The sequence below is a fragment of the Bacillus sp. OTU530 genome (genome assembly GCF_038440375.1).
This window is the reverse complement of record NZ_JASATP010000016.1, coordinates 73,222-85,990: the sequence shown is the minus strand read 5'-3', so window position 1 is coordinate 85,990 and position 12,769 is coordinate 73,222. Positions and strand designations below refer to the sequence as shown.

The 12,769-nt window shown below is 42.3% G+C and carries 9 protein-coding genes and 1 pseudogene; 5 read left to right on the top strand and 5 right to left on the bottom strand.

Annotated elements, in window-relative coordinates:
- Window positions 1–283: 283 nt before the first annotated feature.
- Window positions 284–481, bottom strand: coding sequence for a hypothetical protein (locus AAHB12_RS13840; RefSeq protein WP_342045692.1), 198 nt, complete (start codon window positions 479–481; stop codon window positions 284–286).
- 19 nt (window positions 482–500) lie between these two features.
- On the bottom strand, window positions 501–896 hold the full coding sequence (locus AAHB12_RS13835) for a DUF2642 domain-containing protein (RefSeq protein ID WP_129728547.1): 396 nt from the start codon (window positions 894–896) through the stop codon (window positions 501–503).
- 505 nt (window positions 897–1,401) lie between these two features.
- Between AAHB12_RS13835 and pyk the strand changes: the two are divergent.
- Window positions 1,402–2,811, top strand: a pseudogene (pyk, locus tag AAHB12_RS13830) (pyruvate kinase); the annotation flags it as partial.
- A 125-nt stretch (window positions 2,812–2,936) separates the two neighbouring features.
- Here pyk and cstA read toward each other — a convergent pair.
- The 3 genes from cstA to AAHB12_RS13815 all read right to left on the bottom strand — a co-directional run bounded on the left by cstA (window position 2,937) and on the right by AAHB12_RS13815 (window position 7,487).
- On the bottom strand, window positions 2,937–4,739 hold the full coding sequence (cstA, locus tag AAHB12_RS13825; RefSeq protein ID WP_129728549.1) for a carbon starvation protein CstA: 1,803 nt from the start codon (window positions 4,737–4,739) through the stop codon (window positions 2,937–2,939).
- A gap of 250 nt (window positions 4,740–4,989) precedes the next feature.
- On the bottom strand, window positions 4,990–5,742 hold the full coding sequence (locus AAHB12_RS13820) for a LytR/AlgR family response regulator transcription factor (protein ID WP_342045691.1): 753 nt from the start codon (window positions 5,740–5,742) through the stop codon (window positions 4,990–4,992).
- A gap of 11 nt (window positions 5,743–5,753) precedes the next feature.
- Entirely contained in the window at window positions 5,754–7,487 is a 1,734-nt protein-coding gene (locus AAHB12_RS13815; protein WP_342045690.1) for a sensor histidine kinase, read from the bottom strand.
- A gap of 290 nt (window positions 7,488–7,777) precedes the next feature.
- Here AAHB12_RS13815 and AAHB12_RS13810 point away from each other — a divergent pair, with 290 nt between their 5' ends.
- From AAHB12_RS13810 to AAHB12_RS13795, 4 genes are all read left to right on the top strand, one after another.
- Window positions 7,778–8,347, top strand: coding sequence for a glycerol-3-phosphate responsive antiterminator (locus tag AAHB12_RS13810; RefSeq protein WP_342045689.1), 570 nt, complete (start codon window positions 7,778–7,780; stop codon window positions 8,345–8,347).
- 206 nt (window positions 8,348–8,553) lie between these two features.
- Entirely contained in the window at window positions 8,554–9,375 is an 822-nt protein-coding gene (locus AAHB12_RS13805) for an MIP/aquaporin family protein (RefSeq protein ID WP_342045688.1), read from the top strand.
- A 12-nt stretch (window positions 9,376–9,387) separates the two neighbouring features.
- Window positions 9,388–10,878, top strand: a complete 1,491-nt coding sequence (gene glpK / locus AAHB12_RS13800; RefSeq protein WP_342045687.1) for a glycerol kinase GlpK — start codon at window positions 9,388–9,390, stop codon at window positions 10,876–10,878.
- A gap of 133 nt (window positions 10,879–11,011) precedes the next feature.
- Window positions 11,012–12,691: a glycerol-3-phosphate dehydrogenase/oxidase gene (locus tag AAHB12_RS13795; RefSeq protein ID WP_342045686.1), complete on the top strand. Its 1,680-nt coding sequence runs from the start codon at window positions 11,012–11,014 to the stop codon at window positions 12,689–12,691.
- Window positions 12,692–12,769 lie beyond the last annotated feature (78 nt).

Here is a 12,769-nt window from a genome sequence, read left to right as displayed (position 1 = left end):
CACATATCATACTATGCTTCTAACTGTTCGAAAGAAGGAGATGTGACACAATTGTGAAGGAATGAGCAAATAAGTGTGAACATAGAAAACTGCAAGCAATTTTATTTAAGTCCCTCTTTTTCTCTGGCACTTCTCTTAAGACTAAGTCCGGCATGATCATCATAAAAGCTGTAACAGTCAATCTCCATCAACTGTTACAGCTCCATCTCGGAAAATCTCGTAATTGCTTATGTAGGACAAGCACGGACCTTGTACGAACAGCTCGTCCATTTGTTTTTTACCTTTAATCCAAGAACCTAACATAAGAAATAGCGGATATACGAACAACAACCTCCTCTTGCAGCCCCTCTGAAGCTTGATTCCCTGTGCTAAGAATCATCCCGTCATCTATCACAGAAAGAACTGTACCTTCTACTGCTTCCGTTGCTGTTATAACTTGTACTACTTCTCCCGCACAAATACGCAATATATCATAAAACATGCTTTCCCTCCTTTTTCCTTCAAGACTCACGGATGGACGAAATGCTCGCAAATGGCAAAACGACACTAACAGTGGGTGTTTCTTGCAATCGCATATAATCCTCCTTCACCTCGATAACGACCCCCTTTAGAACACCAGAATTCGTTACAACCTCAGCTTCTTGGTACAAAAACTCCTCGGCAATCATTCGAAAAGATATACCTGTGCATTCCTTTGGAAAACTGCAGGAAGAAGCCATTGGCTTGTCCGATGCATCCATCTCTTGAATGGCTTGCTTCGTTTGCTGCTGAATATACCGTGCAAACTTTTGGGAGAATAATATATCTTCAATTTTAGGGAGGAGGTGTTTGTCCAAAATAAGCTTGATTTGCTTTTCTAAAAATTGCGCAATCATGCTCGAAAACTTATTGACCATACTTAAATATCCCTTCTTCACAATCATACAGCGCTAGATAAAGAAAACTCACCGATTGGCGAGCCCTGCTCTTGGGCGAAGACAGAGGCGTAGCCCTACTTATACTTTATTCCTAAAATTTCTCACTACGTCGAATTGTCTTCCTGCTAGAAATTTATACTTTCTTAAAGTGTAAAGAAAACTCGCCGATTGGCGAGCCCTGCCCTTGGGCGAAGACAGAGGCGTAGCCCTACTTATACTTTATTTCTAAAATTTCTCACTACGTCGAATTGTCTTCCTGCTAGAAATTTATACTTTCTTAAAGTGCAGGCAAACCGCTTTTCCTTTATCAATGTATACAACCATGAACTTCTTTGTGAAAGGACAGGCGCACATTATTTCAGAAAATGTTGTGCACTTCGATGAATGAGGAAGTGAAACAAATCCTAATCTAAGGTTGTATGGAAACTACCCGTCACCTATCACATTTTATTTATGATTTAAAATAAAAAAGGAGTATCTATATATGCGCAAAACAAAAATCGTTTGTACAATTGGTCCTGCAAGTGACAGCGTTGAAATGCTTACACGCCTACTGAAGGCTGGGATGAATGTCGCCCGGCTCAACTTCTCACACGGCACCCATGAGGAGCACCAAGCCCGCATTCAATCGATTCGGGAAGCTGCCAAGCAAACAGGAAGTACAATTGCTATTTTACTGGATATTAAAGGACCAAAAATCCGTACCCATAATTTCGAAAACGGACAGGCTGAATTAGAGGATGGATCGGTAGTAACAATCTCCATGCAGGAGGTATTAGGAACCGCAAGCAAATTCTCCGTTACATACGAGGGTTTGTATGATGATGTAGAGGTTGGTTCACATTTACTGATTGATGACGGCCTACTGGAGCTTGAGGTTGTTGAAAAGACAAATGGTGAATTACAGGCAAAGGTCCTCCATGGAGGACTGATAAAAGATCATAAAGGTGTAAACGTTCCAAATGTCAAAATCCGGCTTCCAGGTGTGACGGAAAAGGATGTACAAGACATTATTTTTGGAGTCGGGCAAGATGTTGATTATATCGCAGCCTCCTTTGTACGAAAAGCAGAAGATATTCTGGAGGTAAAGCATATCCTCTCCATGCATCATGCTCTGCACATTGGGGTCATTGCAAAAATCGAGAATCAGGAAGGAATTGCTAATATTGATTCTATCCTAGAAGCAGCTGATGGTTTAATGGTTGCACGCGGTGATATGGGAATTGAGATAGCCGCAGAAGAAGTGCCAATCATTCAGAAAGCACTGATTAAAAAGTGCAACCTAGCAGGAAAGCCTGTTATTACTGCAACCCAAATGCTTGACTCGATGCAGCGCAACCCGCGTCCAACGCGCGCAGAAGCATCCGATGTTGCCAATGCCGTATTTGATGGAACAGATGCCATTATGCTTTCTGGAGAAACTGCAGCTGGTCAATATCCTCTTCAGTCTGTACAGATGATGAATCGTATTGCCGCTCGTGTTGAGCAATCATTGCACTCTTCGAACTTACAGCACGATCATATGGATCAGCAAGCAAAAACTCCTGAAATCATCGGACAAGCCGCTGCCCATGCTGCTCTCTCTTTGCGGGCAAAAGCGATTCTTGCATCGACTATGAGCGGCTATACAGCAAAAATGATTTCAAAATACAGACCACAGGCGCCCATTCTCGCAGTTACATGTGATCAAGCAGTACAGCGGCAGCTCTCACTTATTTGGGGCGTACATGCATTATGGTCCGACAGCATCCACACAACTGATGAAATGATTCAAAACTCAGTTATAGCAGCGAAAAACGCAAATCTGATTGCAAAGCAGGATGTTGTCATTATTACAGCAGGTGTGCCTGTCGGGGAGGTCGGAACAACAAATTTGCTGAAGGTCCACATAGTGGAATAGGAACCTTCTTATTAATTATGTAAGAAAACGGATGAGAAGCAAATGCGCTTGACGCATCTCTTCCTTTTCTCTACACAAATGAAAGAGATGAATATCGCTCATCTCTTTCATTACATATATTATACAATTCTTGTTTTTCCTCTATCTACATTATAATGCGGTCCATTCCAAAGCTGGATCCATTTTCGAATAGCCGTTACCATAATGATAACGCCGAGGATGAGCATAATAATAGATAATATGCCATTTAGAACGTTATAGCCTTTAGACGCCGCATTTAAATATACATTTGTAACCATCCAATATCCTGCATAATTGACTGTTACATATAAGTATGCCAACGGAATGAGGCAAGTCAACACATATACTCTTTTATCAGCTATTTTCAAAATAACCGTTGCCCCTATAATTAATCCGATAGATGCCATCAACTGGTTTGACACTCCGAATAATGCCCACACGGAACCAATATCACCAGAGTACAACAAATACCCCCACATAAAGCATGCTAACGCACTTGCAAAAATAGAACCTGGCAGCCAATCGACCTTTTTCAATGGCTTATAGACCTCTCCGAAGAAGTCCTGGATGAGGTAACGTGCTACACGTGTGCCCGCATCAATTGCAGTCAGAATAAACACAGCTTCAAACATAATAACAAATTGGAAGAAATAAGATGCCAAATTTTCAAACCACGGGATAGCAGTGAAAATATATGTCATCCCTACTGCAAGTGTTACCGCACCGCCTGTTCTCCCTTCAAGATTCAGACCGATTTCCCTGCTGAGCTGTGGTAGGTGTTCTACTTGCATACCTAATGTTTTAAATACCTCCGGCGTAGAGTTAATGGCAAAATAATCCGCCGGCTGTAAGGCTACTGCTGCGATTAAAGCCATCACCCCTACTAGCGATTCCACTAACATTGCACCAAAGCCTACTACTTTAATATCGCTCCAACGATTCAGCATTTTTGGCGTTGTACCTGAGCCTACAAATGCATGGAAGCCGGAAATCGCGCCGCAAGCAATAGTAATAGAAATAAACGGCCAAACTGGACCAGCTAAAATAGGTCCTCCACCATTTACAAACTCTGTTACAGCAGGAAATGGAATGGATGGATTTACTACAAATACTCCAATGATCAGTGCAATAAATACGCCAATTTTCATGAAGCTGCTCAAATAATCACGAGGTGCCAATAAGAACCACACTGGCAGTGCAGCCGCAAAGAATGCGTAAATTGGCAGGATCAGTGACAGTGCTTGCTTGTTAATTGTTAAAAACTCACCTAATGCTGTATGTTGAACGGACGGACCCGCAAATACTGCCGCCATTACAAGAATAAATCCAACTACAGAAGCTCCTTTTAGGTTTCCTGTTTTCTTATAGTACAAACCAACACCCATTGCAATTGGAATTGTACTTCCCACTGCGAATGTGCCCCAAGGATTGTTTTCTAAGGCATGTAGTACGACCATAGACAGCCCAGCCATTGTAATTGTAATGATGAATAGCATTGCCAGGCCTGTACAAAATCCCGCAACAGGACCGAGCTCCTCTTTTGCTACTTCAGATAATGATTTTCCTTCTTTACGCATAGAAGCAAACAATACAACCGCATCATGAACGGCTCCACCGATTACCGCACCAATTAAAAGCCATAGTAAACCCGGAAGATAGCCAAATTGTGCTGCCAAAATCGGACCGACGAGAGGACCAGCAGCTGCAATCGCTGCAAAATGATGACCAAATGCAACCCATTTATTTGTCGGAACATAATCCTTTCCGTCTTGTAAATCATGAGCTGGAGTCGGCTTTGAGTCATCAAGCTTTAAAACCTTTACAGCCATGAACGTACCGTATAAGCGATAAGCAATCATAAGTACACACATTGAACCAATAACAAATGTAACCGCATTCATTCTACCTCATCCTTTCCTATATTCTCCTCTTCTGTTCCCTATCGTACACTATGAAAATATTTTCTTTTTATTTTCATGATAAAAAGCAGCTTTCAGAAAACGAAATGCAGCAGAAAAGAACTAAAATGCAGCTATAAAGAAAACTCGACGATTGGCGAGCCCTGCTCTTGGGCGAAGACAGAGGCGTCGTTGCACTTATACTGTATTCCTAAAATTTCTCGCTACGTCGAATTGTCTTCCTGCTAGAGATTTATAATTTCTTACAGTGTAAACCGAGCACCTCCTTTAACTCTTTCATATATGTCCGGCTGACCGGTACCTTTGACCCATCCTTCATGGTTAAATTATAAGTGGAGTGAAACCAAGGCTCCATTTCCACAATGTGCTTTAGGTTAATGATAAATGCCCGATGAACACGCATAAATGTATCATGCGGCAGCTTTTTTTCAATTGTGATAAGCGCATCATTTACCGCATATTGTTGCTCTAATGTTTTGATAACGGTTTTGCCATCTACAAGACCTATAAACACAATATACTCCATATCTGCTAATACAATCCGTTCATCAGCCTCAATAGCTAGCTTTCCTGTTCGGGCGCCTCTTATAGGGTTCCGTACAATAAATTCTGTTCTGATCGGCTGTTTTATCCTTTTAATCTTCTCAAGTGCTTGTTCAATACGACTCTCATCAAATGGCTTTAATATATAATCTAAAGCATTGAGTTCAAATGCCTGCAGTGCATGTTCGTCATATGCTGTAACAAACACAACGATGCTCGGCTGCTGCAGCTCCTTCAGCCGTTTCGCTACATCCAAGCCGCTCTCGTCAGAAAGCTGGATATCCAAAAACACAAGATCAGGCTGCAAGGATACAAGCTGTTCAAGCGCCTCTTCGGCAGTTTCTGCCTCCCCCACAATCTCTACCTGCTTTCCGCGGCGAAGCACATACTTCAGCTCCTCACGCGCCAATAGCTCATCATCTACGATAAATGCTTTAAACATACAAATCCCCTTTACTTCAGAATTCGGAAGGCTACTTCTGTTCCAATACCCTGCTCACTCTTAATATAAAAATTCCCTTCCTCTCCATATATCCCCTTCAATCGCGCATGGATATTATGCAGCGCGGTTCCCGTTCCTTGTTCGGAAGAAACAGCTTTTACTCCCAGTTTTGGCAGACGCTCTGCGGGGATCCCCTCTCCATTATCTGCTACAGATACGTATATATATCGTTCATCTGAAAAAATATGAATATTTACTTCCCTTTTCTCTTGTACTTTACGAAATGCATGGCGAATTGAGTTTTCCACAAGAGGCTGCAGTGTAAAAGGAGGTATTGGTATCTGCTCTAATCCTGGCTCAATTTGAAACAAAACCGTATACTTATTCGGAAAACGCGCCTGCTCAAGCGAAAGATATGCTCCAACATGCTCTAGCTCCTTTTCAAGCGGAATAAGCATATGACGTGCCCCCTGCAGGTTGCTTCGAAAATAAACACTAAGCTTTAACAGCAATTTTCGTGCCTTTTCCGGGTCTATCCGGCAGAGAACAGAAATCGTATTAATCGCATTAAACAAAAAGTGAGGATTTATCTGTGCCTGCAATGCTTTAATTTCAGCATCCTGCAGCAGCTTTGTTTGCTGCTCCGCTTCTGCCAGTTCAAGCTGTGTCGAGAATAATCTAGCTAGTCCTTCTGCAAGTTCCTGCTCCACCTGATCCAGACGACTTGGGTGCTCAAAATATAGCTTTAGCGTGCCGACTATTGTATCATGTACACGCAATGGAAGAATAACAGCTGCCTGAAGCGGACAATCACTCCGAAAACAATTGATTTCGCCCTTTTTCCTTGCTGTAATAATAATTCCCTTTTCTAATACAGCGCGCGTCAGCTTCGTAGCCGGGCTATGCAGCGGAGTATGATGGTCTGAAGCAGCTCCGACATGCGCAAGCACTTGCTGACTATCTGTAATTGCAACCGCATCAGCCCCTGTTAGACGGTGGATAATCAACGCCGCTTCCTTACAGGACTGTAAATTCAGTCCTTGACGGAAGTGCGGGAGCGTTTGGTCGGCAATTTGCAGCGCCTTATACGTCTGCAGTGCCTTTGTACGTTCCTCCTCTCTTAAAATCGCCTGAATGATAAACATAAATAAAAGATTGCCCAAGCCATTAATAAAAATCATTGGTACAGCAATGGTACTTACCAGCTCCCATGCCAAATCATACGGCTCGGCAATTAATAAAATAACCCCCATCTGAAACGCTTCAAGAAACATACCAACAAGCACAGCCAGCCACGGAGAGACGATTCCATTCCTGCTATATCGTTTTCCGACCCAACCAGCAGCCAATCCTGCCAATATCGAAGACACCGCACATGCAAAGGCAGTAAATCCGCCTAAAAAATAACGATGCCCCCCCGCAACAAGCCCTGCCCCTAATCCAACAAGCGGACCCCCGAGCAAGCCGCCGATACCGACTCCCATAACACGCGTATTCGCAATAGCATTTGCTGGCTCTACTCCCATCAGCCAGCTCTCATGTACAATTTGAGCACCGTGGATCTCTATACCTGTATAGTTACTAATAACTCCAAACAGGCCAAAAATGACAATAAGAATCCCTTTTTCCTTAAGTCCATTCTCATTTCGCACAATGCGGCGAAATGCCTTCAATCGAGACAATAAAAACGCGACAATAATTAAAACACCAACACGTTCAATCATAAACGGCAATAAACTAAACATCCATGTCACCCTTTTATTTCCATACATCTTTTTCTCTATCATACTACATTGCTATGAAAAAATGGCAATCAATAACATATCAGCATTTCTTCCGCGCACTGCTGTATATTGTACGCATCAGCACTTATATTCTATGAAGGAAAAATTCCTTTTTGTACAGCCTTTATTGTTTTTCTGATTTAATCATGCAGCTGACAGTATATAATATGACAGAGGTTATACGTTTCCTTTATAGCAAAGAATAATAGAAGCAATTACGTATGACATGCATATCTAGAAAGGAGATTAAAATGAGATTCCACGATCAAAAAATTTTACCCGCTGTACGTCATATCAAGGATCTAGAAAAATTATTACATAGTACATACGAGTATCTTGTCATTTTAGATATACATATAGCACAGCTAAACAGCATTATGTCGCTAACAAGAAAGCATAAGAAAAAGGTATTTTTACATATCGACTTAATTCACGGGCTGCAAAACGACGCATACGCCACAGAATATGTTTGTCAGGAGTTTGAACCGTACGGGATCTTATCAACAAAAACAAATGTGATTTTAAAAGCAAAGCAAAAAGGGGTTGTTACAATCCAGCGCATTTTTCTGATCGATTCCTCCTCCCTTGCAAAAAGCTATGTGCTCTTACAAAAAACAACACCGGATTATATAGAAGTGTTGCCAGGGGCTCTTACACAAGTCATTACTGAAATACATGAACAAACAGGAATCCCTATTATCGCGGGAGGATTTATTCGTACAGTAACTGACATTGAACAGGCTTTGCAAGCAGGTGCAGCTGCGATTACTACCTCCAACACAGAACTATGGAAAAAGTACGGAGAATTTACGAAAAAATAGTTAAAGTACGATTGACACCGCTTACATCATTGCGTTATATTAAAAATAAGTTAATATAAGTGACGGAGAAATAGAGATCCACACCTGTACAGTTCTGCCCTTAGGCAGACTTATGTAGGTGTGGATTTTCTTATTTTTAAAGAATGGCCATTCGTAGACCGTACCTCTATATGAAACTTAAAATACTATATTAATAGGGGGCTGCTATGTCTTCATTCTGGGGCGAGCTAATTGGTACAATGGTACTCATTACATTTGGTGCCGGTGTCTGTGCTGCTGTGACGTTAAAAAAGTCATTTGCACAAAATGCCGGCTGGATAGTTGTTACAATGGGTTGGGGATTGGCTGTCGCAATTGCTGTCTATGTTTCTGGACCAATCAGCGGTGCACATCTAAACCCGGCATTAACAATGGCTTTAGCATTTAACGGGAGCTTCCCTTGGGAGCAAGTTCCTTCTTACATTGCAGCACAGCTGATTGGTGCATTTCTCGGTGCAGGCCTTGTAGTACTGCATTATTTACCACATTGGAAAGAAACTGAAGATGCTGGCGCAAAGCTAGGTGTTTTTGCCACTGAACCAGCCATTCATCATACGTTTGCCAACTTGCTTAGCGAAATTATTGGTACATTTATACTTGTATTTGGTATTTTAGCAATTGGTGCAAACAAGTTTACAGATGGTTTAAATCCGTTTATTGTCGGCTTCTTTATCGTAGCAATCGGCCTATCCTTAGGAGCAACAACAGGGTATGCAATTAACCCTGCTCGTGACTTAGGACCCCGCCTGGCACATTTCTTCCTTCCAATACCGGGCAAAGGGAAATCTAACTGGAAATATGCGTGGATTCCGGTCGTTGGTCCTTTACTAGGGGGCTCCCTGGGTGGAATATTTTACCACTATGCATTTGAAGGAAAAGAGTCTCCTGCATTTGTTTATGTGGGAATTGTAACTGTTCTTATTCTATTATTATCATATACGCTAGGTACTAAACCAGATTATAAAAATGCGAAAAAAACAGCTGCTTAAGGAGGACGTATTATGGAAAAGTATATTCTATCATTAGATCAGGGTACTACAAGCTCTCGTGCAATTTTATTCAATAAAAATGGTGAGATTGTACATTCAGCGCAAAAGGAATTTACACAATACTTCCCGAATCCAGGCTGGGTAGAGCATAATGCAAATGAGATTTGGGGATCCATTTTAGCAGTTGTTGCTTCTTGTTTAAGCGAAGCGAATGTTAAAGCAGAGCAAATCGCCGGCATTGGGATTACAAACCAACGTGAAACAGCTGTTGTGTGGGAAAAAGAAACAGGAAATCCTATTTATAACGCTATTGTTTGGCAATCCCGCCAAACATCCGATATTTGTGAAGAGTTAAAAGCAAAAGGCCATGAACAAACAGTACGAGCTAAAACAGGATTATTAATTGATGCGTACTTTTCAGGTACAAAAGTGAAATGGATTCTTGATCATGTAGAAGGTGCACGCGAAAAAGCAGACCGCGGCGAGTTATTATTCGGCACAATCGATACATGGCTGACATGGAAGCTGTCCGGAGGTAAAGTACATGTGACCGACTATTCCAATGCATCCCGTACACTTATGTACAACATTCACGAATTGAAATGGGATGATGAGCTATTACAAATGTTAACCATTCCAAAAAGCATGCTTCCAGAAGTTCGTCAGTCCTCTGAAGTGTATGCCCATACAGTGGATTACCACTTCTTCGGTCAAAACGTTCCCATTTCCGGTATTGCAGGTGATCAACATGCTGCAATGTTTGGGCAAGCGTGCTTTAGTGAAGGCATGGTAAAAAACACGTACGGTACAGGGTGCTTTATGCTCATGAATACCGGCGAAAAAGCAGTAGCTTCAGAGCATGGACTATTAACAACAATTGCATGGGGCTTAAACGGAAAAGTTCACTATGCATTAGAAGGAAGTATTTTTGTGGCAGGCTCCGCCATTCAGTGGCTGCGGGATGGACTGCGTATGTTTGCAGATGCAAAGGAAAGCGAAGTCTACGCGTCGCGTGTAGATTCAACAGAAGGTGTGTATGTCGTTCCAGCATTTGTTGGGCTTGGAACACCATATTGGGATAGTGACGTACGCGGCGCTGTGTTTGGTATGACTCGCGGTACAACGAAAGAGCATTTTATCCGTGCAACTCTGGAGTCACTCGCATATCAAACAAAAGATGTGCTGGATGCGATGGAAGCAGATTCCAGTATTAAGTTAAAGACATTACGTGTGGATGGGGGAGCCGTAAAGAATAATTTCTTAATGCAATTCCAAAGCGATATATTAGGAGTGTCTGTGGAGCGCCCAGTTGTCAATGAAACGACAGCACTTGGCGCAGCATATTTAGCTGGTCTGGCAGTAGGCTATTGGAACAGCCAAGAGGAACTGACAGCACAATGGAACCGAGAGCATTGTTTTGAGCCTCACATGGAAAAAGAGCAAAGTGAACAATTGTATGCAGGCTGGAAGAAAGCAATTTTCGCAACAAAGGCTTTCAAATAAATGTAAATTGTAGTATGATATAAACAAGTTAATAATTTGGCAGGAGATTTGGAGAGACCACAACTCGTTATGATATATTTTCATAGCGTTGTTTGTGGTCTCTCTTTTTTTATCAAAAAAAGGGGGTATACACATGTTTTCAAGTAAACAAAGAAAAGACGTATTGGCACAGGTTCACAAACAAAACGTAGACGTGATTATTATAGGCGGGGGAATTACAGGCTGCGGCATCGCGCTCGATGCGGTAACACGCGGATTATCAACGGTAGTATTTGAAATGCAGGATTTTGCGGCAGGCACATCAAGCCGCTCTACAAAGCTGGTACATGGGGGGCTTCGCTACTTAAAACAATTTGAAGTCAAAATGGTGGCAGAGGTTGGAAAAGAGCGGGCTATTGTATATGAGAACGGTCCGCATGTGACAAAGCCTGAGTGGATGCTTCTTCCTCTTCACGAGGGAGGCACATTCGGTAAATTTTCCACGTCAATTGGCTTAAGAGTATACGACTTTTTAGCAGGTGTAAAACGCAGTGAACGCCGCTCTATGCTAACAAGGGAGAAAACGATCCAAAAAGAGCCTTTGTTAAAGCAAGACGGTCTAAAAGGTGGAGGCTACTATGTAGAGTACCGAACAGATGATGCCCGATTAACAATTGAAGTATTAAAAGAAGCGGTTGCGCGTGGTGCGAAAGCCGTAAATTATGCCAAGGTACAAGGCTTTTTATATAACGATGGGAAAATCTGCGGTGTACGAGTAACAGATGTTATCGAGGGCAAGGTTTACGAGGTGTATGCGAAAAAGATTGTAAATGCGGCAGGCCCATGGGTAGATCAATTGCGGGAAAAGGATAACTCAAAAAAGGGAAAACAGCTCCAATTATCAAAAGGTGTACACCTTGTTATTGATCAAAGCCGCTTCCCGCTCAAGCAAGCTGTTTATTTCGATACACCGGACGGACGTATGGTATTTGCGATTCCGCGAGATGGAAAAACATATATTGGCACAACGGATACCTTCTATAAAGATGACGCAGCAACACCAAAAATGACAGCAGCAGACCGAAAATACATTCTTGATGCCATTCATTATATGTTCCCAGGAGTTCACATTTCTGAAAAGGACATTGAATCAAGCTGGTCTGGTGTACGTCCGCTCATTTACGAAGAAGGAAAAAATGCATCGGAAATTTCTCGTAAGGATGAAATTTGGCAGTCTGATAGCGGCTTAATTACAATTGCGGGAGGCAAGCTGACAGGATACCGAAAAATGGCGGAAATGGTAGTCGATCGTATTGCTGAGCTATTAAAGCAGGAAGGACACCCTCCTATCCCTGCCTCTCAGACAAAGAATATGCCAATCTCAGGAGGACACGTAGGAGGCTCCAGCCGTCTCTCTTCCTTTATTGAGAAAAAAGTGCAAGAGGGGAAACATTATGGACTAACCGAGCAAGAAGCGCGGAAATTTGCTGCATCTTATGGTTCAAATATCGATATTCTATTCTCTCTTGCACAGCAGCATAAAGAGGAATCGATTCGCTTAAATATGCCGGTGACAGTACTTTTGCCGCTTATTTATGCAATGGAATATGAAATGGCGGCCACACCTGTAGACTTCTTCATCCGTCGCACGGGAGCGTTATTTTTCCGAATCGATTGGGTCCGCACATGGAAGGAGCCTGTTATAGACTATATGGCACAACATTTAAACTGGAGTACACAGGAGAAGCTGCGCTTTGTACAGCAGCTGGAAAAAGAAATCCATGACGCAGTGGTCCCAATTGATGAAACAAATAAAGATTCACTTGGAGCATAAAAGCCGAAGGGGACTCCCCTCGGCTTTTTTACACTTTAAGACAGTATACATTTCCGGCCAGGAGCATCGTATGCTAGA

Coding starts and splice junctions, on each gene's coding strand:
- AAHB12_RS13835 (WP_129728547.1), bottom strand. CDS start 896: ATGGTCAATAAGTTTTCGAGCATGATTGCGCAATTTTTAGAAAAGCAA.
- cstA (WP_129728549.1), bottom strand. CDS start 4,739: ATGAATGCGGTTACATTTGTTATTGGTTCAATGTGTGTACTTATGATT.
- AAHB12_RS13820 (WP_342045691.1), bottom strand. CDS start 5,742: ATGTTTAAAGCATTTATCGTAGATGATGAGCTATTGGCGCGTGAGGAG.
- AAHB12_RS13810 (WP_342045689.1), top strand. CDS start 7,778: ATGAGATTCCACGATCAAAAAATTTTACCCGCTGTACGTCATATCAAG.
- glpK (WP_342045687.1), top strand. CDS start 9,388: ATGGAAAAGTATATTCTATCATTAGATCAGGGTACTACAAGCTCTCGT.
- AAHB12_RS13805 (WP_342045688.1), top strand. CDS start 8,554: ATGTCTTCATTCTGGGGCGAGCTAATTGGTACAATGGTACTCATTACA.
- AAHB12_RS13795 (WP_342045686.1), top strand. CDS start 11,012: ATGTTTTCAAGTAAACAAAGAAAAGACGTATTGGCACAGGTTCACAAA.
- AAHB12_RS13815 (WP_342045690.1), bottom strand. CDS start 7,487: ATGTTTAGTTTATTGCCGTTTATGATTGAACGTGTTGGTGTTTTAATT.
- AAHB12_RS13840 (WP_342045692.1), bottom strand. CDS start 481: ATGTTTTATGATATATTGCGTATTTGTGCGGGAGAAGTAGTACAAGTT.